Raw genomic sequence first — 26,411 nt, 5'->3', positions numbered from 1 at the left:
TGAATGCCGCTCGCGACGTGCACAATGTCCCTCGTGCCCGCCGACCTGCTCATCCTGGTGCTGGTGGTCGTGGTCGCCCTGGCCTTCGACTTCACCAACGGCTTCCACGACACCGCCAACGCGATGGCAACCTCCATCGCGACGCAGGCCCTGCGCCCCCGGACGGCGGTGCTGCTGTCGGCGGTGCTCAACCTCGTCGGTGCGTTCCTGTCGATCGAGGTGGCCCTCACGGTCACCAACGCCGTCATCAACATCCAGGACACCGACGGCTCGCCCCGACCCGAGCTCATCGGCGACGGGGGAGTGGCGCTGCTGCTCATCCTGCTCGCCGGGCTCGTGGGGGCGATCGTCTGGAACGTCCTGACCTGGCTCTTCGGCCTGCCGTCGTCCTCCTCGCACGCGCTCTTCGGCGGGATGATCGGCGCCACCGTGGCGGCGCTGGGCTGGTCCGGGGTGAAGTGGGTCGGCGACGGGTCCGAGCTGGACGGTGTCGTCGGCAAGGTGATCCTGCCGGCGCTCATGTCCCCGGTCATCGCGCTCGTCGTGGCGACCGTGGGGACGTGGCTCGTGTTCCGGGTCACCGAGGGCGTCGCGAAGAAGTACCGCGCGGCCGGCTTCCGATGGGGGCAGATCGGGTCCGCCTCCCTGGTGTCCCTGGCGCACGGCACCAACGACGCGCAGAAGACCATGGGCATCATCACGCTCGCGCTGCTGGCGACCGGGCACTGGACCGACACCGGCAGCGTGCCCTTCTGGGTCAAGGCCTCATGCGCGCTCGCCATCGCCGTGGGCACCTACCTCGGAGGGTGGCGCATCATCCGCACCCTGGGGCAGGGGCTGGTGAAGATCTCCTCGCCGCAGGGGATGGCGGCCGAGTCGGCCTCCGCCGCGGTGATCCTGGCCGCCAGCCACCTCGGGTTCGCCGTCTCCACGACGCACGTCGCGACCGGGTCGATCCTCGGCTCCGGGGTGGGCAAGCCCGGGGCGGAGGTGCGCTGGAGCGTGGCGGTCCGGATGGTGACGGCGTGGCTCATCACGCTGCCGATGGCGGGCATCGCGGGTGCCGCGACCTGGTTCCTCGGGCACCTGCTCGGCGGCGGCGCGCTGGCGGCCGTGGTCATGACGCTGCTGCTCCTCGTCGCGGTCGGGGTCATGTGGCGCCGCTCCCGGCAGGCGCCGGTGGACCACACCAACGTCAACGAGGAGTGGGTCGAGAGCCACGGCCGCGCCCCGAGGGAAGGGGGTCGCTGATGGGTGACCTGCTCGGGCTCTGGCTCACGGGCGGCGGGCAGCTGCTCCTCGCCGGGCTGCTGCTGGGGGCCGGCCTCCCGCTGGTCTTCGCGCTGGGCATCCGCGCCCTGGCGCTCGCCGAGGGCGGCGACGCCGAGGCCGACCGATCCGACCCGCGGCCCTGGCTGCGACCGGTCGCCTGGCTCTGCTTCGTGCTGGTGGTGGTCGGGGTCCTGCTCGGCCTCGCCGTCATCGTGTCCTCGGGCTTCGGCTACGAGCTCGTCTTCGAGGGCGTGCTCCCGACGCTGCAGAAGGGAGCCTGAGGTGGAGCGGGCAGGCATACTCCGCCGGGTCGTGGAGTGGCTGCGGGCCGGCTATCCCGAGGGCGTGCCCGACGGCGACTACGTCGCCCTCCTGGGGGTGCTGCGCCGCAAGCTGACCGAGGACGACATCGAGGCGATCGTCGCCGAGCTCCTCGCCGACAGCGACGGGGCGGTCACCCGGGAGCATATCCGCGAGCTCATCCGGTCGTATGCCCTGCAGGAGGCCACCGACAAGGACGTCGCCCGGGTGTCCGCTCACCTGGCCGCGGGGGGCTGGCCGCTGGCGGACCCGGACGTACCCTAGCGCCATGAGCACCGCACCCTGGCTCGTCGTCGTCGACGCGCAACGCATCTTCGCCGACCCCTCCTCGGAGTGGTGCGCCCCGCGCTTCGCGGAGACGGTGGGGCCGATCCGCGAGCTCGTGGCCGAGCACGGCGCCGGCGAACGCGTGGTGCAGACCCGGTGGATCCCGCCGCACGTCAAGCACGGCTCCTGGGTGCCCTACTTCGAGCGCTTCCCGTTCGCCGACCGGGAGCAGTTCGACCCGCTCTTCGACCTCGTCGACGACATCGCCGAGCTCAACCTGCCCTACACCGTCTCCGAACCGACCTTCGGCAAGTGGGGGGAGGGCCTGCGCGAGGTCGTCGGCGCCGACGCGCACCTCGTCCTGGCCGGCGTGGCCACGGACTGCTGCGTCCTCTCAACGGCGCTGGCCGCCGCCGACGCCGGGTGCACGGTCGAGGTCGTCGCGGCCGCCTGCGCCGGGTCGACCGACGAGGCCCACGAGCGCGCCCTGGCAGCCATGGAGCTGTATGCCCCGCAGGTCACCATCCGCCGCTGAGTCACCCTCGGGACGGGAGCTGCCGGTGCAGGGCGACCCCGCGCAGGGCGGAGGCGGCCCCCACCAGTGCCAGGACGACCAGGGCAGGGGTCCGGACGTCGTCGACCTGCTGCAGCGGGATCCCCCGCACGAGGCGCACCACCTGCCAGGCGGTGACGAGCCCCGCGAGGGTGATCACGGCCCGCACCCCCGTCAGCGCGGTGAGCCAGACCCAGCGCACCGGCCCCGCGACCCAGCCGCGTGGCATGCGCACCGCCACCGACCGGCGCACCGCGGCCAACGCCCAGGCCAGCAACCACAGCGGCGTGAGCACCCCGATCCCGAGCAGCAGGGCACCCCACCAGCGCTCCCGCGCTCCCTCGGCCCAGCTCGGCGGCAGCAGCTCCGCGACGCCCTCGCTCCACGCCGGCCAGGCCGCCAGAAGGTCGTCCAGCGCCAGGATCGAGCCGAGCGCCATGAGGGCCGGCAGGAGCCACAGCAGCCCGCAACCGGCGTTGCGCGAGCGCTCCTGGGTGGCGGCGTCCTCGGCCGCCTCCCGCTGCCGTCTCAGGTCCTCGTAGTGACCCCGGTCGCTGTGGAAGAACTCTGTCTCGTCGGGCGCCATGCCCCAGGCTAGCGCCGGCCTCCTCCCTCAGTGCCGGTGCGCGAGCACGGCGAGGGTCGCCAGGCCGTAGGCCTCCTCGGCGTCCCGGTGGGTGAAGGTCTGGGGAGCGCCCTCGACGAGCGCGACGACGGCATACACGTCGTCCGGCTCGGTCCCACGCTTGCCGAGCCCCACGAAGTCGTGCCCGAGCACGGCCCGCAGCTGGTCCTCCCGCGGCAGCCAGACCGTGTCGTCCAGCGCGACCGAGTCGAGCGCCCACTCGGCGACGCCGTTGAAGCCGATCACCGAACCGCCGACGAACTCGTGCACCTCCACCGTCATGTCGGCGAGATAGAAGACGTCGTGCGAGAGCCCGGGCCGGTCCACGACGAAGCGGTCGCCGGCCAGCGGCGACCAGATGAGACCGGCGTCGTGCAGGCGGCGGGCGAGGTCGACGCTGAGCATGCGCCCATCGTGCCCGACGGGCGGTCCCTGCCGCGCGTCGGCCCGCGGGAGTATCCTGACGTGACGGAAAGAGGTGGTGCCCGTGAGCATCCGGATCCAGCAACCGCAGCAGTACGACCTCGTGTCCGACACCCTCCTCGTCGCCGGAACGGCGGGCGGTGCCTTCGAGGCGACCTTCAACTACCGCGTCAGCGAGGGCCACGACGAGGTCGTCGGCCACTTCAGCGCCGGTGACGGTGTCGGGGGGCACGGGCAGTTCCAGGTCGAGGTCGACCTCTCCGGCGCGGCCTTCACGCGGCCGCTGCTGACGGTGGAGGTCTTCTGGCCCTCGCCCCGGGACGGCGACGGGGAGATGCACACCCAGACCGTCCAGGTGGTCCACGGTCCGCAGGTGGTGCCCGGGTATGCCGTCTACCAGGAGCACACGGTCGTCGCCGGCGACACCCTGTGGGGGATCGCCGACCACTACTACGGCGACGGCAGCCTCTACCACCGGCTGGTCACGGCCAACCCGGGGACGATCACCGACCCCGACGTGATCTCCGTCGGTCAGGTGGTGCGGGTGCCGCGCACGGCAGGCTGATCGCCCACAATGGGCGGTGATGCCCACCGACCAGACCCTCACCGCGAGCCTGCCCCGCGACGGCGCCGCCGATCTCGACCCTGACGCGCTCTTCACCACCTTCGCCGACTGGGCGCGGGAGCGCGGGACCGAGCTCTACCCGCACCAGGAGGAGGCGCTGCTGCACCTGCTCGAGGGCAGCAACGTCGTGCTCGCCACCCCCACGGGGAGCGGCAAGTCCCTGGTCGCCACCGCAGCCTGCTTCCTCGCGCTGGCGCGCGACGAGGTGGCCTTCCTCACGGCGCCGATCAAGGCCCTCGTCAGCGAGAAGTTCTTCGACGCCTGCCGCGTCTTCGGCGCCGAGAACGTCGGGATGCTCACCGGCGACGCCGCGGTCAACGCCGACGCCCCGATCGTCGTGTGCACCGCCGAGGTGCTGGCCAACATCGCGCTGCGCGAGGGGGAGGGCGCCGACCTCGGCGTCGTCGTCATGGACGAGTTCCACTACTACGGCGACGGGCAGCGCGGCTGGGCCTGGCAGGTCCCCCTGCTCACGCTCCCGCAGGCGCAGTTCGTGCTCATGTCCGCCACCCTCGGCGACACGACGCGCTTCCGTGAGGACCTCACCCACCGCACTGGACGGCAGACCGCTCTGGTGGCCGGGGCGGAGCGCCCGGTACCCCTCCACTTCGCCCCGGAGCTGGCGATGACCCCGGTGCCGGACACGATCACCGAGCTGCTGGAGGAGCGCCAGGCGCCGGTCTACGTCGTCCACTTCACCCAGCGAGAGGCGCTGGAGCGCGCGCAGTCGCTGCTCTCGGTGCCCCGGCTCGTCGACGCCGCCGAGAAGGAGGCGATCCGCACCCGGATCGGCGCCTTCCGGTTCACCGCGGGCTTCGGGCGGACCCTGTCCCAGCTCGTCCGGCAGGGCATCGGCGTGCACCACGCCGGCATGCTCCCGCGCTACCGCCGGCTCGTCGAGCAGCTCGCGCAGGACGGTCTGCTCAAGGTCATCTGCGGCACCGACACCCTCGGGGTCGGCATCAACGTGCCCATCCGCACCGTCCTCTTCACTGGGCTCGCGAAGTTCGACGGGACCCGGCAGCGGGTCCTGCGCGCCCGCGAGTTCCACCAGATCGCCGGTCGGGCCGGCCGGGCCGGCTTCGACACCTCTGGGTATGTCGTGGTGCAGGCGCCGGAGCACGCCATCGAGAACGCGCGCGCCCTGGCCAAGGCGGGGGACGACCCCAAGAAGCAGAAGCGGGTGCAGCGGAAGAAACCGCCGGAGGGCTCGGTCTCCTGGAGCGAGCAGACCTACGCCAAGCTCGTCGGTGCCGAGCCGGAGCCGCTGCAGTCGAAGATGAAGGTCGACCACGCCGTCATCCTCAACACCGTCGCCCGTCGTGGGGACCCGGTCGAGCACCTGTCGGCGCTGCTGCGGGACAACCACGAGACCCCCGCGGCGCAGAACCGGCTGGCGCGGCGCGCGATCGCCCTGGGCCGCTCGCTGCTGGACACCGGCGTGCTCGTGCGGGTCGACCCGGGGCAGCGGGAGGGCCGCAGCATCGACCTCGCGCCCGGGGTCGCGGAGAACTTCGCGCTCAACCAGCCGCTGGCGCCCTTCGCCCTCGCGGCCCTGGAGCTCTTCGACCCCGAGGCGCCGACGTATGCCCTCGACGTCGTCTCGGTGGTGGAGTCCGTGCTCGACGACCCCATGCCGATCCTGCTGGCACAGCGCTACCGCGCTCGCGGGGAGGCGGTCGCGCAGCTGAAGGCCGACGGTGTCGACTACGACGAGCGGATGGCCCTGCTGGAGGAGGTCACATGGCCGCAGCCGCTCGCCGAGCTGCTGCAGGGGACCCTTGCGGTATACCGCCAGTCCCACCCCTGGGTGCGCGAGGACGCGCTGTCGCCCAAGGCCGTCGTCCGCGACATGTGGGAGCGGGCGATGAGCTTCACCGAGTTCGTCGGCTACTACCAGCTGGCGCGGTCGGAGGGCGTGGTGCTGCGCTACCTCACCGACGCCTACCGCACGCTGCGGCAGACCGTCCCGGAGTCCGCCTACACCGACGGGCTGCACGACCTGGTGCACTGGCTCGGCGAGACGATCCGGCAGACCGACTCCTCGCTGCTGGAGGAGTGGGAGGCCCTGACCGACCCCGAGCGGGTGGCGGAGGCCGCGGCCCGGGAGGCCGCGGGTGCACCCGCCGTCCCGGCCCGGCCGATCACCGGCAACGAGCGGGCCTTCCGGGTGATGGTGCGCAACGCCATGTGGCGCCGGGTGGAGCTGGTCGCCGACGACGCCTGGGAGGCGCTGGGCGACCTCGAGGCGCAGGTCGCCGCGCTGCCCGAGGAGACCGTCGAGCCGTTGCTGGGCCGGGAGGACTGGGACGCGGCGGTCGGCGCCTTCTACGACGAGCACGACCAGGTCGTCCTCGACGCCGACGCCCGCGGGCCCCAGCACCTGCGCGTCGAGCCGGCCCCGGCCGGGCAGGCGCAGATCTCCGACGGGCGGGCCGCGCGGGTCTGGCGGGTCAGCCAGACGGTGAGCGACCCCGAGGGTGACCTGGACTGGGTCATCGAGGCCGAGTGCGACCTGGATGCCTCGGACGCCGTGGGGGAGCCGGTGCTGCTGGCGACGGCCTTCCGTCGGCTCTGAGGCCGGACCCGACTCCCATCCTCGCGTCTGGGAGATGGTTCGTCAGCCGAGAGCCTCCTCGACCCGGCTCAGGAGTGACGAGCCGGCGCTCAGTGGCCGCTGCCGCGCTCGGACGAGGCCGGGAAGTGTGCGGCGAGGGCGGTGAGCGCGCCGAGCCAGCCGTCGCGCATGGACGTGTCGGAGTCGGCGTCGGCGATCTCGTGGGTGAGGACCACGAGGGTCCCGTGGGAGTGCTCCCGCAGCTCGACGGTCACCAGGTCGTCCTGCGCCTGACCCTCACCGGTCTCCCAGCGCCACGCCATCTGCAGCAGCGAGGGGCGGTCGAGCCGGGTGAAGCGCCCGCGTCCCGCGAGCCCGGCCACCTGCGAGCTCACCGCGAAGTCGCCGCCGACCTCGGCGCGCACCTGGTGCTGCGTGTCAGGCAGACCGGCCCACCACCACGTCGCCAGGACCGCCTCGTCGGTCCACGCCTCGAAGACGGGATCGGCGGGCACGGGCAGGTCCTGCGCGACGACGATCCGTGGGCCGGGGTAGGTGGTCGGCTCGGTCATGGGCTCCCTCCCGCACGATGGTGGTCCTGCTCCTCGTCGCCGGGCTGGTCCTCCTGCTGCAGACCGAGGACGGCCCGCAGCGCCGGCACGCTCTCCACCGTACCCGCGCGCTCCCGCGGCGGACCCTGCAGCGGGGCCCAGTAACGCAGGTGCGCGTGCATCGGCAGCAGCCGGTGCCACCAGCGTCGGTGCGGACCTGAGTGGTGCACCGCCAGGTCGCGGATGCCGGTCCCGAAGGTCGGCCGCAGGGGCCCGGCGACCGGATCGCCGTAGAGCCAGGCCCGGCGCGTGAAGTAGAGGTTGGTCCACCGGGTCGGCCCGAAGGGTGCCCCGTGGTTGCCGACCAGCGCGGTGCGCTCCAGCTCGCCCTTGCGCAGCACGGTGGGGTAGAACGCGCCGGAGCGGTCGTCGGCCTCCTCGGTGGGTGCCAGCGACGGCATCGGTGGGCACATCGGCAGCTCCAGGTCGTCCTGGCGACGCTGCAGCGAGGAGGCCCGCGTGTCCAGCAGCAGCCGGCCGTGCGCGAGCGGCGAGCCCAGGGTGACGAAGTCGGTGACCAGCCACGGGACGCCCCGCTGGCGGCACTCCCGCCAGAGCCGGCGCTGCACGTCCTGGAAGACGTCGACCTCGCCGCGTTCCAGCCCGAGAGGGTCGCTGTAGTCGAGGACCAGCCGCTCCGCCTCGGGCTGCGGCCCCACCTTCTCGAAGGCCGGGTGCCGGGCCTCGTCCCAGTAGAGCCGCAGGATGTCGTAGCCGATGACCGAGCCGAGCGAGTGACCGACGACCACGACCGCGTCGTAGACCTCCGCCGCGTGCAGCCGGCGCATGAGCTCCAGGCCCTCGTTGCGGATCGCGGTGCGGGCCGCGACCCCCGCCGGGTCGGGTGTGAGGTAGCGCTCGGCGTCGGCGAGCCGGCGGGTCAGCACCTGGCGCAGGCCCGACTGCACCACGGCCAGCCCCAGGACCACCCAGAAGGGCGGCTCGGTCAGCCAGGCGCGGACGCCCTCCCGCCACACCATGACTACGGCGATGGCCGCCGCGGCGGCGAGGGTGAGCACGAGGAGCAGGGTGAGGACGTTGAGCACCGGCGCGGACGGGCTGCCGGACCAGGCCGAGCGGCGGCGCAGCAGCCGGGCCAGCCACCGCAGCACCTGCGGCACCGTGGACTCCGGGGCGTGGTGCGCCCAGTAGAGCTCGTAGAGGTCGGTCGGCACCGAGGAGCCACGGCCGGAGCGCCCGTAGACCGACATCCGGCGCAGCTCGAGGTTGTCGCTGATCCGGTCCGGCTTGCTCCAGGCGTCCTCGCCCAGCCCGAGCCCGTCGACGAAGCCCCGCAGCGTGCCGGTCGGCTCCTGCTCGCCGATCCCGTGGATGAGCACCACGGCGCGCCGCACCCGCCCGTCGCCCTCACCGGCGACCGGCCGCGGCGGCTCCGTCGGAGTCGTCCCCCAGGTCGTCATACCCGTCATCCTGGCAGCGGGCACCGACAGCGCGCCGGTCAGCCGTCGAGGACCCCGCCGAGGTAGTCCAGGAGCGGCGCCCGCACCGGCATGAGGTAGGCGTGGTGGCCGCGCTCGCGGGCGAAGTCCACCACCCGGCGGGCGAAGTCGCGCTGCCACGGCATCGAGGAGTCGAAGCCGGCCGGGAAGACGACCCGGTTGCGGCGCCGCCAGTAGCCCATCGCCCCGCTCGTCGTGACCGAGGTCGCCCCCCACCACACGTCGATCCCCTCGGGCAGCACCGAGGCCCAGGCCGCCATGAGATGGGTATCGAAGAAGGGCTGGGTGAAGATGCCGTTCGCCCCGGCCGCGAGCTTGCGGTCGAGGTAGCGCATCTCGGTCGTCATCGCCTGCCGGTAGGGGTCCAGCCCGGCGTAGACGGTGACCTCGGGCAGCTCGGCGCGCACCCGACGGATGACGTCGACCGCGTCGACCGGGTAGGTGGCCGAGTGGAAGTAGTCGGCGTCGTCGCCGGAGACGACCAGCAGCTCCCCGGTGCGGCGGGCCTCGTCGGCCATCGGCAGGGGTGCGTCCGGGTCGACGTCGGCGGAACGGATGTGCGGGATCGTCCGGTATGCCGTGCCGTCCGCCCGCCGGGCGGCGTCGCGCGCGACCTCGGTGGCCTGCCAGCTGCGCAGGTCGAACTTCAGCAGGTCGGGGATGTTGACGGTGTCGACACCGCGCAGCCGGTCCGCGACCTGGGCCATCTCGCTGCGCACCGACTCCGCGCTGCGGGGGACCAGCTCGACCGAGATGCGGGACGACATGGTCGTCCAGTCTTCCAGCAGCGCCTCCGGCTCGAGAAATCACCTCGGCCGCCGCACCACCTGCGGCGGAGGTGGGTCAGGTCCGCAGCAGGTCCAGCACCTCGTCGAGGACGGATCTGTGGTCAACGGTGTCTGACGGGCCGCCAGCGAGATTCGACCTCTCGTTCCTTCGCCATGGCAAAGAGAACGAGAGGTGGAGATCTGGTGGCGGGGGGCTCAGCTCTCGTCGGTGACAACGGAGTCGAAGGCTTACGTGGTGGGCATAGGACCGCCTCGACCCGGTCTCCTGTCCTTCGTCAACGCTATAGAACCCGTCGAGGCGCCGAGTGCTAGCCCGAGATAGGCCGTGGGATCGACGTCGACCAACCACAAGACCGCGCCGATCGCCAGGAACGATGCCGCTCCCAAGATCAGGAGAAGAATTCCGCGCAAGGCCTGACTCAAGTGCCTAAAGATCAGCGTCAGAGCAAGCCCGCTCAGCAGTGCTAGCACGAATTCCATATGCTGCCCTCCTTGCTGGCATTTCCACTACCAGGGGTTCGCCCGGCCAGGGTATCTGTACACGTTGACAGCAAGGCATGTGTTACATGAAAGTGCCGATCCGACTGGCGCCAGAAGTTGCGAGCGCGTTTGTCGCTCCAGTGAAGCACTGGCGGGTGGCGAGGACGCCGACGGCCCTGCGGCAGGGTGCCGCAGGGCCGTCGGATCGTGCGGTAGGGCTCAGCCCTCCTCGGTGACGATCGTGTCGAAGGCGTCGGGGTACTCCTCCAGGAAGGCGTCGATCGCCTCGGCCTCCTGGCCCTCGCCGTACTCGTTGACGACCATGTCCTCGAGCGCGCCGTACTGCTCGTCGTCCAGCTGGATGCCGGCGATGAGCTCGGCCGCCTCGGGGAACTCCTCGGAGAAGCCCTCGGTGCCCAGGAAGTGCAGCGCCTCGGCCTCGCCGAGCGCACCCTCCGGGTCCTCCAGGGTCTTGACGTCGAAGGCGCTGTTGGCCCAGAACGGCTGCCACAGCGTGACGACGATGTCCTCCTCGTCGTTGATCGCGCTCTCCAGCTCGGTGAGCATCGCCGAGGTGGAGGAGGTGACCAGCTCGAAGTCGCCGTCCAGCTCGTAGGTCGGCATGACCGAGTCCTGGGTGGCGGCGGTGAGGCCGGCACCGGGCTCGATCCCGATGATCTGACCGTCGAACATGTCGGCGTTGCCGGTGAGCTCGGCGATCGAGTCGATCTCGGTGTAGGTCGGGACCGCGAAGGTCAGTTTGGCGTTGTCGTAGTAGGCACCCAGGTCCTCGATCTGGTCGCCGTACTCCTCCATGTACTGCGCGTGGGTCACCTCGGGCCAGGCCGACGGATACATGTCGACGTCGCCCTCGGCCAGCCCGGTGTAGAGCAGGGCCGCCTCGGTCAGCTCCTCCATCTCGACGGTGTAGCCGAGCTTGGTGAGCTGGTCCTCCAGCAGGTAGGCGGTGGACAGGCCGTCCGTCCACGACGGGATGAAGCCCAGGGTGATGGTGCCCTCGGCGCCGCCGGTCTCGGAGCCGCCGGAGTCCCCGCCGGCGGAGTCCTCGGAACCTCCGTCACCGCAGGCGGCGAGGGTCAGGCCGGCCGCCATGGCGAGGGCGAGTGCCTTGGTGGTGGTGGTGTTGCGTCGAACAGTCATGTTCGTCCCTTCTTCTCGTGCGACCGCCACGGGGCGGTCCGATCGGTGGGTGGTCGGGAATGGTGGTCGGCGGCTCACATGGGCGTGCGGTGACCGGCGGCGACGAGGTTGTCCTCCTCGTCCTGCGCGCCGGCGTCGTCGTCCTGGTCGGGGCCGCTGCCGGAGCGGCTGCGCAGCCGCCCGAGCAGCGAGTGCGGGTAGTCGCCGGGACGTCCCAGCGACGCCGTGAGGCGGTCCAGGTAGATCGCGATGATGACGACGCCCAGCCCGGCCTCGATGCCCTGCGGGCGGTCCAGCGTCGCGATGGACTGGACGACCTCCTTGCCGAGGCCGTCCGCCCCCGCGATGCCGGCGATGACCGCCATCGACAGGGCGAGCATGATGACCTGGTTGACGCCGGCCATGATCGTCGGCGTGGCGAGCGGGATCTGGATGCCGCGCAGGATCTGGCCGGGGGTGGCGCCGAAGGCCTGGCCGGCCTCGACCGTCTCGGCGTCGACGCCGCGGATGCCGAGCTCGGTGAGCCGGACGCCGGGGGGCAGCGCGAAGATCACGGTCGCGAAGAGCCCGGGGACGAAGCCGATGCCGAAGAAGACGACTGCGGGCAGCAGGTAGACGAAGGCGGGCATCGTCTGCATGAAGTCCAATACCGGGCGGACCACGGCGCTGACCCGGTCGCTGCGGGCGGCCACGATGCCGATGGGCACGGCGATGACGACGGCCACGACGGTGGCGATGAGCACCAGTGCCAGGGTCTGCATGGCGAAGGTCCACTGGTCCATCGCGATGATGAGCAGGAACGTCAGGACGGTCCCCACCGCGAACTCCCAGGAGCGCACCAGCAGCCCCAGGAGCGCGAAGAGCGCGATCATGACCAGCGCGGGCACGACGAGCAGCGCGTCGATGAGCGTCGTGATGGACCAGTCGAGGACGAGCGAGATGAAGTCCAGCAACCACTCGAAGTTGTCGTTGATCCAGGCGATGGCCGCGCCGCCCCACTCACCGATCGGGATCCGCGGGACGATGGAGTCGTTGTCGTTCATGCCGCACCTCCGGTCGGCTGCAGGTCACCGGTCGTGGTCGTCTCGCTCGTCGCTCCCGGGCCACCGACCTCGCTGGGCCCGGTGTGCAACGCGGCCAGCAGGGTGACGCGGGGGATCACCCCGACGACCCGGTCGCGCTCGTCGAGGACGACGAGCAGCGGGTGCTCGGTCGCGCTGGCGAAGAGGTCCACGAGGTGGGCGTCCTGCGGCACCGTCCCGACCTGGTCGGCCGGCTGGACCCTCATCTCGCTGCTGTCGCGCACCGCCCCGGCCACGTCGTGCTCGTGCACGAGACCGGCCAGCGTGCGGTCGCGCCGCAGGACCGGGAGCACGCTCGTCTGGTGCTCGCGCATGAGCTTGTGGGCCGTCTGCGGCCCCTGCTCGGCGCCCAGCACGGCCACCGGCGGCTCCATGATGTTGGCCGCGGTGAGCACACGGGTGCGGTCGACGTCCTGCACGAACTCGGCGACGTAGTTGTTGACCGGGTCGTTGAGGATCTCCTCGGCGGTGCCGATCTGCTCGATCCGGCCGTCGCGCATCATCGCGATCCGGTCACCGAGCCGCATCGCCTCGTTGAGGTCGTGGGTGATGAACAGGATGGTCTTGCCGAGCTCCTGCTGCAGCTCGATCAGCTGGTCCTGCATGTCCCGCCGGATGAGCGGGTCCAGGGCGCTGAAGGCCTCGTCCATGAGCATGATGTCGGTGCCGGAGGCGAGCGCGCGGGCCAGGCCCACCCGCTGCCGCATCCCGCCGGAGAGCTCGCCGGGCATGGACCCGCCCCAGCCGCCCAGGCCGACCATCTCCAGCGCGCGCGAGGCCCGCTGCTCCCGCTCGGAGCGGTTCACCCCGCTGATCACGAGGGCATACGCGGCGTTCTCGCCGACGGTGCGGTGCGGCAGCAGCGCGAAGTGCTGGAAGACCATGCTGACCTTGTCGCGCCGCACCGCGCGCAACTTCTCTCCGCCCAGCCGGGTGACGTCGTCGCCGTCGATGGAGACGCTCCCGCTGGTCGGCTCGAGCAGGCCGTTGACCATGCGGATGAGGGTGGACTTCCCCGAGCCGGACAGGCCCATGACGACGAAGATCTCGCCGTCCGTCACGTCGAAGGAGGCGTCGATGACTGCCGGGGTGAGACCCTGCTTGCGCAGGTCGGCGCGGGTCGCGCCGTTCTCGAGCGCGTCCACCCCACGCTGGGGGCGGCGACCGAAGACCTTGTAGAGCTTCTCGGCGGAGATGGAGGCCACGGGACTCCTGAGGGGTGTCGGGACGTGCCGGAGGGCACAAATGACCCTTCGAACGTAGCAACGACGGGGTGTCGCAGGTGGCGCCAGAGAGGTGCTGAGCGGGCATCGTGACGCGATCGTGACGAAGACAACGGTTGGGTCACGATATCTCTCGATCGGGAATCCGCGCTCCTCAGGCGGGCGAAGCCGCTGGTCAGCGACCTGCGCTCAGCGCAGCAACGGCCCGAGCCACCGCTGCGCGGTCTCGAGGTCCCAGCCCTTGCGCTCCGCGTAGTCCGCGACCTGGTCCTCGTCGATCCGTCCGACCGCGAAGTAGCGCGCCTCGGGGTGGCCCAGGATGAGCCCGGACACCGCGCTGTTGGGGCTCATCGCGCCGTGCTCGGTGAGCGTCATCCCGGCGGTCTCCCGGGCGTCGAGCAGGTCCCAGAGGGTGAACTTCTCGGTGTGGTCCGGCTGCGCCGGATAGCCCGGTGCCGGGCGGATCCCGTCATAGCGCTCCTTGAGGAGATCGTCCACCGGCAGGTCCTCCTCCGGCGCGTAGCCCCACAGCGTGGTGCGCACCTCCCGGTGCACCCACTCGGCGAAGGCCTCGGCGAGCCGGTCGGCGAGGACCTGGACCATGATCGCGCCGTAGTCGTCCTGCTCCTCGTCGCGCAGCCGCGCGGCGAGGGTGTCGGCACCGTGGATCGAGACCGCGAAGGCGCCCACGTGGTCACCCTCGGGCGCGACGAAGTCGGCGAGCGCTGCATACCCGCCCTGGCGCCGCTCCTTCTGCTGCCGGAGGGTATGCAGGGTGACCGGGTCACCTGGCACGTCCAGCACGATGTCGTCGCCGTTCTCGGCGCGCGCGGCCGGCCAGAGGCTGACGACCCCCCGGGGTCGGAGCAGGTCCTCCTCGAGGATGCGGCGCAGCCACCGCTGCCCGTCCTCCCAGGTGGCGCGGGCCTGCTCGCCGACCTTGGGGTCCTCCAGGATGCGGGGGTAGGAGCCGCGCAGCTCCCAGGCGGTGAAGAAGGGGGTCCAGTCGACGATCTCCACCAGCTCGGCCAGCGTCGGCTCCACCACCCGGGTGCCGGTCAGCGACGGCGCCACCGGCACCGGCTCGGCCACCGCGCGGGTGCTGGCGCGGGCGTCGGCGAGCGGCGTCAGGCGGACCTCCTTGCTGCCGTGCCGCTCGCGCAGCTCCTGGTAGGTCCCGGCGACCCGCTCGCGGAGGCGGTCCGGGTGGTGGATCGCGTCGGCGACGACGCCGACGGCCCGGGAGGCGTCTACGACGTGGACCACCGTGCCCTCGTAGGCCGGGTCGATCTTCACCGCGGTGTGGGCCGCCGACGTGGTGGCGCCGCCGATGAGCAACGGGGTGGTGAGACCGCGGCGCTGCATCTCGGTCGCCAGCGAGACCATCTCGTCCAGGCTGGGCGTGATGAGGCCGGAGACGCCGATGACCTCGGCGCCGAGCTCGTCAGCGGTGGCCAGAATCTTCTCCGCCGGCACCATGACGCCGAGGTCGACGACGTCGTAGCCGTTGCAGCCGAGGACGACGCCGACGATGTTCTTGCCGATGTCGTGCACGTCGCCCTTGACCGTCGCCATGACGACCTTGCCCTTGCTGTGGCCGCCGGTCTCCGCGGCCGCGGCCTCGAGGTAGGGCGTGAGGTGCGCGACCGCCTTCTTCATCACCCGGGCCGACTTCACCACCTGGGGGAGGAACATCTTGCCGGCGCCGAAGAGGTCGCCGACGACGTCCATGCCCGCCATGAGCGGGCCCTCGATCACCGCCAGCGGCGACCCGAGCTCCTGGTAGGCCTCCTCGGCGTCCTCGACGGCATACGTGTCGATGCCCTGGACCAGCGCGTGCCGCAGCCGCTCGGCGACCGGCTCCTCGCGCCAGGCCAGCTTGGCGGCCGCCGCGGCGCTGCGCTCGCCGGGTGCCGCCCCCTCGCCCTGCGCCTTGATCCGCTCGGCGAGCTCGATGAGCCGCTCGGTGGCGTCCTCGCGCCGGGCGAGCACGACGTCCTCGACGGTGTCGCGCAACTCGGGGTCGAGCTCGGCATACACCCCGAGCATGCCGGCGTTGACGATCCCCATGTCCAGGCCGGCCTTGATGGCGTGGAAGAGGAAGACCGCGTGCATCGCCTCGCGGACGGTGTTGTTGCCGCGGAAGGAGAAGGAGACGTTGGAGACGCCGCCGGACACCAGCGCCCCCGGCAGGTTGGCCTTGATCCACCGGGTCGCCTCGATGAAGTCCAGGGCATACCGGTCGTGCTCGCTCATGCCCGTCGCGACGGTGAGGATGTTGGGGTCGAAGATGACGTCGTGCGGCGGGAAGGGGTCCGGCAGCGCCTCGCTCGGCGTGGTGAGCAGCCGGTAGGCCCGCTCGCACACCTGGATGCGGCGCTGGTAGGTGTCGGCCTGCCCGGTCTCGTCGAAGGCCATGATGACCACGGCGGCGCCGTAGCGGCGCACCACGGCAGCCCGGCGCAGGAACTCCGCCTCGCCGTCCTTGAGCGAGAGGCTGTTGACCACGCCCTTGCCCTGGACGCAGCGCAGCCCGGCCTCGAGCACCTCCCAGCGGGAGGAGTCGATCATCACCGGCACCCGGGCGACGTCGGGCTCGCCGGCGAGCAGGTTGAGGAAGTGGGTCATCGTCTCCGGGCCCTCGAGCATGCCCTCGTCGACGTTGACGTCGACGATCTGGGCCCCGGCCTCGACCTGCTGCCGCGCGATGGCGACCGCGGCGTCCCAGTCGCCCTCCGTGACATGTCGCGCGAACTTAGGGGAGCCGGTGATGTTGGTGCGCTCGCCGACGTTGACGAAGTTGACGTCCGGGGTGAGCGTGAACGCCTCGAGCCCGGAGGTGCGCAGGTATGCCGACGGCTCGGGCGCGCTGCGCGGCGCCACCCCGTCGACCGCCTCGGCGATGGCCCGGATGTGCTCGGGCGTCGTGCCGCAGCAGCCGCCGACGATGTTGATGAGCCCGTCGCGCGCCATGTCCCCGAGCACCTGCGCCATGTCCTCGGGGGTGTCGTCGTAGCCACCGAAGGCGTTGGGCAGACCCGCGTTGGGGTGCACCGAGGTGAGCGCCACGCTCGCGCCGCCGAGCTCGCGCAGGTGCGGCCGCATCTCCTCGGCCCCGAGCGCGCAGTTGAGGCCCACGGAGATGAGGTCGACGTGCTCGGTGGAGACGGCGAAGGCCTCCGGGGTCTGGCCGGAGAGGGTGCGGCCCGAGGCGTCGGTGATGGTGCCGGAGAGCATGACCGGGACCCGCGGCATACCTCGCCCCGCCCGGTCCGCGAGGACGTCGGCGACCGCATGCAGCGCGGCCTTGGCGTTGAGGGTGTCGAAGACGGTCTCGACCATGAGCACGTCGGCCCCGCCCTGGAGGAGCCCGCCGGCCTGCTCGGCATAGGCCTCGCGCAGCTGGTCGTAGGTGATCGCGCGGAACTCCGGGCGCTCGACGTCGGGGGAGAGGGAGGCGGTGCGGTTGGTCGGCCCGAGCGTGCCGACGACCCACCGCGGGCGGCCGGTGCTGGCCTCGACCTCGTCGGCGACCTGGCGGGCGACCTGCGCGGATGCGACGTTCATCGCGTGGGCCAGGTGGCCGGCCTCGTAGTCGGCCTGGGCGATGGTGGTCGAGGTGAAGGTGTTGGTCGTGAGCAGGTCGGCGCCGGCGTCGAGGTAGGCGCGGTGCACCTGCGCCAGCACGTCCGGGCGGGTCAGTGCCAGGAGGTCGAAGTTGCCCTTGAGCGTGACCTCGCGCAGCGACTCCCACGGCTCGCCCACGCCGTGGAAGTCCTCCTCGACCAGGCCCTCCTGCTGCAGCAGGGTGCCGTAGCCGCCGTCGAGCACGAGGATGCGCTCGCGGGCGAGGTCGCGCAGGTCGGGACGGGACGGGGAGGGCACCCGGAAGATTCTACGGTCGCGACCGCCGCCTCACCCATTCGCCCGAAGGATGCAACGCCGGTAGGCGGGCGCGGGCGCACCTCCGCAGGACGTGCGGGTCCGCCCGGCGCGCGCCGCATACCGTGCGGAGCAACGTCAGCGGTGCCCCACCGCGTCAGGAGAGGTATGACAGTCAGGACCGGCCCGTGAGGCTCTTCGGCGGCGGCAGCGCGCAGCGCGCCGAGGCCGAGGCCTACGTCGAGCAGGCGATGCCGCGCCTGGTCGGGCTGGCGTATGCCATGACCGGGCACAAGGCGGACGCCGAGGACCTGGTGCAGGACACCCTCGCGCTGGTCGTGACCACGTGGTCGCGGGTGCGGGAGGCGCAGAACGTCGACGCCTACGTGCGCCGCACGATGGTCAACCGGCTGAGCTCGGTCAAGCGGCGCAAGGCCGCCACCGAGGTGGTCTCGCACGAGGCGGTGACCGCCGACTGGTCGGTGGCCGCGGCTCCGTCGCCGGCCGGCGGGATCGCCGAGCGGGAGGCCGTCCTGGGCCTGATCCGCCGGCTCCCGGACCGGCAGCGCGCGGTGATCGCGCTGCGCTACTACGAGGACCTCCCCGACCGGGAGGTCGCCGCGGCGCTCGGGTGCTCCGAGCAGGCGGTGCGCAGCGCCGCGCACGCGGCGCTGAACAACCTTCGGCAGCTGGTGCCGGAGACCGACGGCGAGGAGGCCCAGCGATGACCTCGCAGGACGACCGGGACGGGCAGCCGCGCGCGATGGACGAGCAGCTGCGCCACGCCCTCGGCGGCGACCCGCACGAGGCCTTCGACCACGACGCGCTCGTCGCGGGGGTCAAGCAGCGTGCCGCGCGCATCTACCGGCGCCGCGCCGCCACGGCGACCGTGGCCGCCGTGGTCGTCGTGCCCGCGCTGGCGGCCTCCGGGTGGGTCCTGGGCAACCGGATGCTCGGCGACGGTGCCCACGTCGACGTCAGCGTCGCCACGCAGACCGCGGAGGCCACTCCCGCGCCCGGACCTGACGACTCGTCGGCGGCGACGGAGGTCCCCGAGGAGGAGACGGGCAGCGAGGACAGCAGCGAGCAGCAGACCGAGGCGGCCGACACCCCGCCCTGGCAGCCGACGCCACCGCCGGAGCCGGTCGAGCCGGACGACTTCGCCGGCACGCCGAACCTCGTCGACATCCCCGACCCGCGGCCGGTGGACATCGGCCTTCTCGACCGGCTCGGAGCACCGCAGTCCGAACTGTCGAGTCCACTCCTCATGCCGCTCCAGCGGTTCATGGCCGCGGGCAGCGGCTCCGGGGGCGTCGAGCCGCACAGCGGCCGGAGCTGGATGTACTTCGCCCGCGGCAACGAGATCGACCAGGACTCGGTCGACATCCAGGTCACGGCCTGGGACGACAGCTCCGCCGCGCTGGCGGCCATCCGGGACGGGGGTACCGGGCTCGGCATCGTCTGGGTCGACCACGACAACATGCCAAGCGTGCCGGAGCCGCTGCCGTGGCCCGGCCACGACGACGCCGACCACCTGCTGGTCGGGCGCGAGGAGACGTACGGAGGTAGCGCCCCGCACCACATGGCCGGTGCGCTCGTCCGGCAGGGCGACTACCTCGTCGGCGTCACCGTCACCGCGGCTCCCGGCGACGGTGGGATCCAGACGCTCGACGAGGCCGTCGAGGCCGCCGCCGAGATCGCGCAGAAGACGGCCGACAACCTCGCCTGGCTCGACCCCGAGAGGGCGAACGGCTGATGCGCGAGTCCACGCTGCGTGCGCTGGAAGACCTGCTGCGGCGGGTGCTCCGCGCACCCGGTCACGAGATCGAGCCCGGCGCGCAGAGCCTGGCCGTGCACGACCGGGTGCAGACCCGCCGCTGGCGGCTCGCCGCCGTGCTCGCCACCGCGGTGGCGGTGGTCGCGGTGCTCGCCGTGCTCGGCTGGTATGCCCGCTGGCACGGGTCCGGCTGACAGGACGGGTCGACCGGGACCGGGGCAGGCATACCGGTGAGAGACTGGGCGCGTCATGACAGCGACCAGCACCCGCCCCCTGACCGCCACCTACCGCCTGCAGTTGCACGCGGGCTTCACCTGCGCCGACGCCGAGGAGGTCGTGCCCTACCTGCACGCCCTCGGGGTCAGCCACGTCTACCTCTCCCCGGTGCTCACCGCGGTCCCGGGGTCCGAGCACGGCTACGACGTGCTGGACCACACCGAGGTGAACCCGGAGATCGGCGGTCGGGCCGGGCTGGAGTCGCTCGCCCGCGCCTGTCACGACCTCGGCCTGGGCGTCGTGGTCGACGTCGTGCCCAACCACATGGCGATGGTCGCCCCGCTGTGGCGCAACGCCCCGCTCTGGGAGGTCCTGCGTGACGGGCCGACCGCGGCCCGCGCCGCCTGGTTCGACGTCGACTGGGACCACCTCGGCGGACGCCTCGGGCTGCCCGTCCTCGGCGACGACCTCGACGCGGTGCTCGGTCGGGGCGAGATCACCCTCGGCACCGGCCGTGACGACGAGGGACCGGCGGCGGGTATGCCCGTGGCCCGCTACTACGAGCAGGTGCTCCCGCTCGCGCCGGGCACCGACCGGCTCGCCGCGGAGCACCCGCACGGATCGACGTCGCAGGCGGCGCTGCGCGCCGTGCTGGACGCCCAGCGCTGGCTGCTCGCCTCGTGGCGGGACGCCGCGGACGTCCTCAACTACCGCCGGTTCTTCGAGGTCGACGGGCTCATCGGGGTCCGGGTCGAGGAGCCGGACATCTTCGCGGCGACGCATGAGCTGCTCCTCGAGCTGCACCACGGCGGCGTGGTCGACGGCTTCCGCATCGACCACCCGGACGGGCTGGCCGACCCCACGGCCTACCTCGAGCAGCTGAGCGCGGCGGTCCGGCCGGGCACCCCGATCTGGGTGGAGAAGATCCTCGAGGGGGACGAGCGGCTGCCCGCCGGCTGGCAGTGCACCGGGACCACCGGCTACGACGCCAACGCCGCACTGTCGGCGGCCCTGGTCGACCCGACCACGACCGAGGTCGTCAGCCGCGCGTGGGAGGCGACCGGCGGTGAGCCCGACGTCCACGTGGAGATCGAGCGGTGCAAGCGGCTGGCCGCCACCGAGCTGCTGCGGCCCGAGATGGCCCGGCTGCTGCGGCGCGCGACCGAGGCGCTGCCCGGGCACGACCCGCAGCGGCTGCGCGAGGCGCTGCTCGAGCTGCTCGTGTCCGTCCACGTCTACCGCGCCTACGTCCGCCCCGGCGCGCCTCCGGGCGAGCACGACGAGGCGATGGTCGCGCCGCTGTTCACGGGCCAGGAGCGGGCGCTGGCCACCCGCCCCGACCTGCGACCGGAGATCGACGCCCTCGTCGCCGTGCTCGCCGACCCGCAGGGGTGCGCCGCCGACCCGGCCGCCGCGGCGGACCTGTGCATCCGCTTCCAGCAGACCACCGGCCCGGTCATGGCCAAGGGGATCGAGGACACCGCCTTCTACCGCTGGCACCGGCTGGTCGCGCTCAACGAGGTCGGCGCCGACCCCTCCGTGGGGCTCGACGCCGGGCGCGGTGTCGCGACGCTGCACGCGTGGGCCGAGCACCAGGCCGAGCACTGGCCCCTGGGCATGACCACGCTGTCCACGCACGACACCAAGCGCAGCGAGGACGTCCGGGCCCGCATCCTCGCGGTCTCCGGCGACGCCGAGGGATGGTCACGGGTCTCGGCCGCCGCCCGGGCGGCCGCCGACCGGCACGGCGTGGACGCCCCGACCGCGCACCTCATCTGGCAGACCCTCGTCGGTGCCGGGCCGGTCGACGCGGACCGCCTCGAGGCCTACCTCACCAAGGCGATGCGCGAGGGCAAGGAGCACACCACCTGGACCGACCAGGACGAGGACTACGAGGCCCGGGTCCTGGCCCTGGCCCGGGAGATGCTCGACGGCGGGGAGGTCACCGGGGCCATCGGCGACACCCTCGCGGACAACGTGCTGACGACGCGCACCCTGACGCTCGCCCAGAAGATCCTGCAGCTCACCCTCCCCGGCATCCCGGACACCTACCAAGGCTCCGGCGTCGTCGACCTGTCCCTCGTCGACCCCGACAACCGCCGCCCCGTCGACTACGACGAGCGGATCGCCCGGCTGGAGCGGCTGGACGCGACCGGCTGGACCGGCGACCTCTCCGACGAGGTGCTCTGGGTCACCTCACGGGTGCTGCGGCTGCGCGCCTGGTTGCCGCAGGCCTACGGTCCCGGTGCCGGCTACCGCCCGGTCGAGGCGGGCCCGCACGTCCTGGGCTTCCTGCGCGGCGACGTCGCCGCGACCCTCACCATCCGGGCCCCACGCAGCCTCGGCGCCGAGGGCGGACTCGGCGACACCCGCATACCCCTGCCGCCGGACCTGTGGGTCGACGCGCTCACCGGCACTGAGCACGAGGTCGGCGCGGAGGGCCTGCTCGCCGCCGAGGTCTTCGCCCAGGGGCCGGCCGCGCTACTGGTCCGCGCCGACCACCTGCGGGAGGGAGCCCGATGACGCACGAGTTCACGCTCTGGGCACCCGACGCCGACCGGGTCGACCTGCTGCTCGGCGCCCGACCCGAGGAGGCGGACGCCGCTCGGGTGCCGATGGAGCGCGGGGAGGGCGGCTGGTGGGCCGCCACCGCGGACCCGGCGCCGCACGACGGCCGGTATGCCTTCGCCGTGGACGGCGGGACCGCCGTCCCGGACCCGCGGTCGCGGCACCAGCCGGACGGGGTGCACGCGCCCAGCAGGCTGGTGGACCCCGACGCCTTCGCCTGGTCCGACGACGCCTGGACCGGGGTGCCGATGGAGCGCGCCGCGGTCTACGAGCTGCACGTCGGGACCTTCACCCCGGAGGGCACCTTCGCGGCCGCCGCCGAGCGCCTGGACCACCTCGTGGACCTCGGGATCACCGTGGTCGAGCTCATGCCCGTGGCCGCCTTCCCCGGCCGCCACGGGTGGGGCTACGACGGGGTCGCGCCGTATGCCGTGCACGACGCCTACGGCGGGCCGACGGGCCTCGCCGCCTTCGTCGACGCCGCCCACGCCGCGGGCCTCGCGGTGTGGCTCGACGTCGTCTACAACCACCTCGGCCCGAGCGGCAACTACCTCTCGCAGGCCGGGCCCTACTTCACCGACCGGCACCACACGCCGTGGGGCGACGCGGTCAACCTCGACGGGCCGGGCAGCGACGAGGTGCGGGCCTACCTGCTCGACAACACCGCGATGTGGCTGCAGGACTACCACCTCGACGGGCTCCGGCTGGATGCCGTGCACGCCCTGCACGACGAGCGCGCCGTGCACCTCCTGGAGGAGCTGGCCGCGCTCGCGGACGAGATCGCGGCGCGCACCGGCATACCCCGCAGCCTGGTCGCCGAGTCCGATCGCAACGACCCGGCCACCGTCTCCCGCCGCGGTCCCGGGGGTGCCGGCGGGCTCGGGCTGCACGGCCAGTGGGCCGACGACGTGCACCACGCGCTGCACGTGCTGCTCACCGGCGAGGCGCAGGGCTACTACGCCGACTTCGCCGACCCGGGAGCGATCCCCGCGGTGCTGGGCCGCACGCCGTTCTTCCACGACGGCACGTTCTCCAGCTTCCGCGAGCGGGCGCACGGCCGCCCGGTCGACCTGGAGGTGACCGAGCCGTGGCGCTTCGTCGCCTCGCTGCAGACGCACGACCAGATCGGCAACCGGGCGGTCGGCGACCGCATCCACCACGGCCTCCCTGCGGGACGGCACGCCGTGGGGGCGGCGCTGCTGCTCACCGCACCGTGGACCCCGATGCTCTTCATGGGCGAGGAGTGGGCGGCGAGCACCCCGTGGCAGTACTTCACCGACCACGAGGAGGAGTGGCTGGCGCAGTCCATCCGGGAGGGCCGGCAGGCGGAGTTCGCCGAGCACGGCTGGGCCGGTCAGGTGCCGGACCCGCAGGACGCCGGCACGGTGGCCGCCTCCACCCTCGACTGGTCCGAGGTCGGGGACGACGAGCACGCCCGGATGCTCGACCTCTACCGCACCCTGCTGCGGTGGCGGGCCGCGACGCCCGCCGCCGCCCGGGGCACCACCGCGAGCGTCGTCCGTGAGGATGACGGCCGGGGCGGCGAGATCCTCACGGTCGAGCGGCCGGGTGTCGTGGTCGTGGCGCGGCTCGGGGGCGAGGGCACCGTGGAGCGCGACGTCCCGGCCGGTGAGGTGCTCGCCACCTTCCCGCCCGGGGACCCCGGCGACGGCGGTGTGCTGCGGCTGGGCCCGGACAGCGTGGTGGTGACGACCCGATGAGCGAGGAGCAGGGACGCCGGCACTTCCACCGTCCGACGCTGCGGCCGCCGGACCGGCTCGAGGACGCCGGGGGTGGCGCCGACCCGCTGGAGCTGGCCGAGGCCGCCCACCGCAGCGCCGAGCTCGTCGTCGGTCGCGGCCGGGCGGAGTCAGCGGGCGACCACGAGCTCACCTCCCGCCTCGTCGGGCTCGTCGGCGAGGTGGGGCTGGCGACCGTCGCCCAGCTCTGGTCGGACCGGCCCGCGCGCACCCTGCCGGGGGCGTTGTGGCGGCTCTACCTGCTGCACGAGTGGGTGCTGCGGCAGCCGGAGGAGGTCGGGCGCCAGTTCGCGGCGGGCTCCGGCCACGCGGAGGTCTACCGCGCCATCGCCGGGGTCGCCGAGCCGCCCGACCCGGACGGCCTGCGCCACCTGACCGAGCAGATCCTGGGCGGCATCTTCACCGGTGACTTCGCGATCGCCCTGGAGCGGGCCAGCGCCTTCTGCCACGTCATGGCGGTCGGGCTGGCAGAGCCGGGCGGCGGCGACATCCCCACCAAGCAGGTCAACCGTGCGGCGCGGCTGCGGGACACCGCCGACGACCTCACCGCCTGCGCCCGGCTGTGGCGCCTGGGCGACCTGCACTGACCCTCCGGCCCCGACGGCGCGACTGCAGCGGGTATGTCGTGGAATCGCCCGGGCGGGCGACATATCCGCTGCAGTCGCGCACCCTTGGACGCGCCCGGTCCAGGTTTGGGGAACATCCGGCCCAGGCGTACCGTTGTGCAGTGCGTGCCGGGCCGCGGCAGCCCCGGGCTCCAACATTCGCCGCTTCGAGCGGCCACGCGCCGAGAGGCGCTCCCGGCCCGGCACGCATCACTTGTTCCAGGGCAGTTCAGGCCCACGTCAGGCGGGCCGGTGCCGCTCCACCGCGACGACGCGGGCCGAGCGGCCGCTCCCGAGCATCGTGCAGGCCAGCACCTCGCCCTTGTCCATCGCCTTCGTCGCCAGCCGGCCGAGCATGCGGCGGTCCGAGGAGTCCAGGGTCGGGTCGGCGCGGGCCAGCAGCATCCCGGCGAGGTCGGGCAGCAGCGGGCCGTGCGAGCACAGCACCGTCGACACCCCGCGGGCGAGCACCCGGTCGACGTGCTTGACCAGCTTGTGGGGATCTGCGGCGAAGCCCTCCTCGGACAGACCCTTCTTGGTGACGAGGGGTATGCCGTCGGCCGAGGCGAAGGGTGCCACCGTGTCCGCGCAGCGCACCGACGGGCTGGAGATCACCACCTCGGGACCGTAGGCGCGCAGCAGGTCCTGCACGCGGCCGCGTGAGCGTCGCCGCCCGGCGCCGGTGAGGGGGCGCTCGGTGTCCGGGTCCTCCCAGTCCGACCGGGGGACGGCCAGGGCGTGCCGCACCACGAGCAGTGTCCAGGTGGCGAGCCGGTCCGCGGCGTCCAGCGTGACGAGGGCGTCGAGCTGGTCCCGGTCACGGGGGTAGCTGAGCCGACGGCCCGCCAGCGTCGGCGAGAGCCAGGCGACCTCGTCGACCTCGTGCTCCAGGGCGCCGGACCCGTCCAGCACCTCCCCGGCCCAGTAGTGGACGAGCTTGTCCGCCCCGCCCGCGAGGCGGTAGCGCGCCGGCGGCAGCGGGGTCCGCAGCCGCACCCGCAGCCCGGTCTCCTCCCAGGTCTCGCGCACCGCGGCGGAGGGGAAGTCCTCGCCCCGGTCGAGCTTGCCCTTGGGCCAGGACCAGTCGTCGTACTTCGGCCGGTGGACCAGCGCCACCTGCAGGACCCCGTCGTGCCGGCGCACCGGCAGCACCCCTCCGGCGCGCACGACCGGGGGACCGCCCCCGCTCATGCCTCCGCGTCTCCCGCGGCATACATGACGTCGATGGCGGAGCGCTCGAAGCCGAGGCGGTGGTAGGTGGCGATCGCCGGGTCGTTGTCGCCGTCGACGTAGAGGGTCGCTGTCTCGACCCCGCGGTTGCGCAGGTGCTGCAGCCCGAGCAGGGTGACGGCCGAGCCGAGACCGCGGCCCTGGTAGTCCGGGTCGACCCCGACGACGTAGACCTCGCCGGTGTCCGGGTGGTCGGTCTCCACCTTGGTCCAGTGGAAGGCGGCCAGCCGCGGCGTGCCCTCGGCGTCGACCTCGGTGGTGTCGTCGACGACGAGGAAGCCGGAGGGGTCGAACCACGGCTCGTCCTGGCGGTCCCGCAGGTCCGCGAGCGTCATCCGGCCCTGCTCGGGGTGGTCGGCGAAGGCGCGGGCGTTGACCGCGAGCCAGGCCTCGTCGTCGTCGCCGACGCGGTAGGACCGGGCCGCGAATCCGTCCGGCAGCTCGACCCGGTCCGGCAGGTCGGACCACTCGCCGGCCAGCGGTCGGGACATCTGCCACAGCTCGCGCACCACCCGCAGCCCGCGCGAGCCGTAGAGCGTCCGGGCGTCCTGCAGGTCGCCGTGGCTCCACAGCCGGACCTGCGGCCAGCGCCGCAGCACGTGGTCGAGCAGGGCGCCGCCGAGCCCACGGCGTCGGCTGTCCGGGTCGACGACGATCTCGGCCGCGGGGGAGTCCGGGTCGCTGCGGTCGACGTGGCCGTAGCCCACCACAGCTCCGCCGTCCTCGGCGCGCAGCACGAGATGTGTCCCGGTCTCGTGGCTGCCCACCTGCTCGGGAAGCCGCCGCGCCTGCAGCACCGTCTGCTCCGAGAGCGGCTTGACGCCGTCGTGCCGGGCCGCGCGCACGGCCAGGGCGAGGACGTCCCCGGACAGCTGGCCGGGCAGTGCGGGGAGCTCGTCGATGTCGGGCCGCGGTCCAGGCATGG

At 72.9% G+C, this 26,411-nt stretch carries 23 protein-coding genes; 12 read left to right on the top strand and 11 right to left on the bottom strand.

What is annotated here, in order from left to right; genetic code table 11:
- Positions 1-24 precede the first annotated feature (24 nt).
- The 4 genes from FU792_RS13470 to FU792_RS13455 are packed head-to-tail and all read left to right on the top strand — an operon-like array spanning position 25 to position 2,395.
- Positions 25-1,251 (top strand): inorganic phosphate transporter, encoded by a 1,227-nt coding sequence (locus FU792_RS13470; RefSeq protein WP_022925931.1) that lies wholly within the window; start codon positions 25-27, stop codon positions 1,249-1,251.
- The gene (locus tag FU792_RS13465; RefSeq protein WP_022925932.1) at positions 1,251-1,553 is read left to right on the top strand and encodes a hypothetical protein; all 303 of its coding nucleotides are present in this window, start codon (positions 1,251-1,253) and stop codon (positions 1,551-1,553) included. The genes FU792_RS13470 and FU792_RS13465 overlap by 1 nt, the downstream gene beginning before the upstream one ends.
- Before the next feature lie 31 nt (positions 1,554-1,584).
- Entirely contained in the window at positions 1,585-1,857 is a 273-nt protein-coding gene (locus FU792_RS13460; protein ID WP_202980381.1) for a DUF3349 domain-containing protein, read from the top strand.
- Between the two features lie 4 nt (positions 1,858-1,861).
- Positions 1,862-2,395, top strand: a complete 534-nt coding sequence (locus FU792_RS13455; protein ID WP_022925934.1) for a cysteine hydrolase family protein — start codon at positions 1,862-1,864, stop codon at positions 2,393-2,395.
- A 1-nt stretch (position 2,396) separates the two neighbouring features.
- On the opposite strand, the gene FU792_RS13450 is transcribed toward FU792_RS13455, so the two are convergent.
- Positions 2,397-2,999 carry a hypothetical protein gene (locus tag FU792_RS13450; protein ID WP_022925935.1) on the bottom strand — a complete coding sequence of 201 codons (603 nt, stop codon included), beginning with the start codon at positions 2,997-2,999 and terminating at the stop codon, positions 2,397-2,399.
- Positions 3,000-3,026: 27 nt separating this feature from the next.
- A complete protein-coding gene (locus FU792_RS13445) occupies positions 3,027-3,443 on the bottom strand; it encodes a hypothetical protein (RefSeq protein WP_022925936.1) in 417 nt (138 codons plus the stop codon).
- An 82-nt stretch (positions 3,444-3,525) separates the two neighbouring features.
- Here FU792_RS13445 and FU792_RS13440 point away from each other — a divergent pair, with 82 nt between their 5' ends.
- Positions 3,526-4,026, top strand: coding sequence for a LysM peptidoglycan-binding domain-containing protein (locus FU792_RS13440; protein WP_022925937.1), 501 nt, complete (start codon positions 3,526-3,528; stop codon positions 4,024-4,026).
- Between the two features lie 19 nt (positions 4,027-4,045).
- Positions 4,046-6,664, top strand: coding sequence for a DEAD/DEAH box helicase (locus FU792_RS13435; RefSeq protein WP_022925938.1), 2,619 nt, complete (start codon positions 4,046-4,048; stop codon positions 6,662-6,664).
- Positions 6,665-6,753: 89 nt separating this feature from the next.
- Here FU792_RS13435 and FU792_RS13430 read toward each other — a convergent pair whose 3' ends face one another.
- From FU792_RS13430 to metH, 7 genes are all read right to left on the bottom strand, one after another.
- Positions 6,754-7,215, bottom strand: a complete 462-nt coding sequence (locus tag FU792_RS13430) for an SRPBCC family protein (RefSeq protein WP_022925939.1) — start codon at positions 7,213-7,215, stop codon at positions 6,754-6,756.
- Positions 7,212-8,675, bottom strand: coding sequence for a hypothetical protein (locus tag FU792_RS13425; protein WP_022925940.1), 1,464 nt, complete (start codon positions 8,673-8,675; stop codon positions 7,212-7,214). Before FU792_RS13425 ends, FU792_RS13430 begins: the two co-directional genes overlap by 4 nt.
- Before the next feature lie 38 nt (positions 8,676-8,713).
- Complete coding sequence (locus FU792_RS13420; protein WP_022925941.1) at positions 8,714-9,481, bottom strand: methylenetetrahydrofolate reductase; 768 nt, start codon at positions 9,479-9,481, stop codon at positions 8,714-8,716.
- A gap of 720 nt (positions 9,482-10,201) precedes the next feature.
- Positions 10,202-11,143 (bottom strand): glycine betaine ABC transporter substrate-binding protein, encoded by a 942-nt coding sequence (locus FU792_RS13415; RefSeq protein WP_022925943.1) that lies wholly within the window; start codon positions 11,141-11,143, stop codon positions 10,202-10,204.
- A 74-nt stretch (positions 11,144-11,217) separates the two neighbouring features.
- Entirely contained in the window at positions 11,218-12,186 is a 969-nt protein-coding gene (locus tag FU792_RS13410; RefSeq protein WP_022925944.1) for an ABC transporter permease, read from the bottom strand.
- Positions 12,183-13,430, bottom strand: coding sequence for a quaternary amine ABC transporter ATP-binding protein (locus FU792_RS13405; protein WP_022925945.1), 1,248 nt, complete (start codon positions 13,428-13,430; stop codon positions 12,183-12,185). Before FU792_RS13405 ends, FU792_RS13410 begins: the two co-directional genes overlap by 4 nt.
- A gap of 207 nt (positions 13,431-13,637) precedes the next feature.
- Positions 13,638-17,333, bottom strand: a complete 3,696-nt coding sequence (metH, locus tag FU792_RS13400; protein ID WP_022925946.1) for a methionine synthase — start codon at positions 17,331-17,333, stop codon at positions 13,638-13,640.
- A gap of 185 nt (positions 17,334-17,518) precedes the next feature.
- Between metH and FU792_RS13395 the strand changes: the two genes are divergently transcribed.
- From FU792_RS13395 to FU792_RS13370, 6 genes are read left to right on the top strand one after another with little or no spacing between them, the layout of a single operon-like run.
- Positions 17,519-18,058, top strand: coding sequence for a SigE family RNA polymerase sigma factor (locus tag FU792_RS13395; protein ID WP_022925947.1), 540 nt, complete (start codon positions 17,519-17,521; stop codon positions 18,056-18,058).
- The gene (locus FU792_RS13390) at positions 18,055-19,086 is read left to right on the top strand and encodes a hypothetical protein (RefSeq protein WP_022925948.1); all 1,032 of its coding nucleotides are present in this window, start codon (positions 18,055-18,057) and stop codon (positions 19,084-19,086) included. The genes FU792_RS13395 and FU792_RS13390 overlap by 4 nt, the downstream gene beginning before the upstream one ends.
- A complete protein-coding gene (locus FU792_RS13385) occupies positions 19,086-19,301 on the top strand; it encodes a hypothetical protein (RefSeq protein WP_149814824.1) in 216 nt (71 codons plus the stop codon). The genes FU792_RS13390 and FU792_RS13385 overlap by 1 nt, the downstream gene beginning before the upstream one ends.
- A gap of 55 nt (positions 19,302-19,356) precedes the next feature.
- A complete protein-coding gene (gene treY, locus FU792_RS13380; RefSeq protein WP_022925950.1) occupies positions 19,357-21,846 on the top strand; it encodes a malto-oligosyltrehalose synthase in 2,490 nt (829 codons plus the stop codon).
- Positions 21,843-23,612, top strand: coding sequence for a malto-oligosyltrehalose trehalohydrolase (gene treZ / locus FU792_RS13375; protein WP_022925951.1), 1,770 nt, complete (start codon positions 21,843-21,845; stop codon positions 23,610-23,612). The genes treY and treZ overlap by 4 nt, the downstream gene beginning before the upstream one ends.
- On the top strand, positions 23,609-24,238 hold the full coding sequence (locus tag FU792_RS13370) for a hypothetical protein (protein WP_022925952.1): 630 nt from the start codon (positions 23,609-23,611) through the stop codon (positions 24,236-24,238). Before treZ ends, FU792_RS13370 begins: the two co-directional genes overlap by 4 nt.
- 258 nt (positions 24,239-24,496) lie before the next feature.
- Here FU792_RS13370 and FU792_RS13365 read toward each other — a convergent pair whose 3' ends face one another.
- Entirely contained in the window at positions 24,497-25,447 is a 951-nt protein-coding gene (locus FU792_RS13365) for an NUDIX hydrolase (RefSeq protein WP_022925953.1), read from the bottom strand.
- Positions 25,444-26,409, bottom strand: coding sequence for a mycothiol synthase (mshD, locus tag FU792_RS13360; protein ID WP_022925954.1), 966 nt, complete (start codon positions 26,407-26,409; stop codon positions 25,444-25,446). Before mshD ends, FU792_RS13365 begins: the two co-directional genes overlap by 4 nt.
- Positions 26,410-26,411 lie beyond the last annotated feature (2 nt).

Source organism: Serinicoccus marinus DSM 15273, from assembly GCF_008386315.1.
Classification (GTDB): domain Bacteria; phylum Actinomycetota; class Actinomycetes; order Actinomycetales; family Dermatophilaceae; genus Ornithinicoccus; species Ornithinicoccus marinus.
Note: the sequence above shows the minus strand (reverse complement) of the source record. Positions and strands in the feature narration are given on the sequence as shown.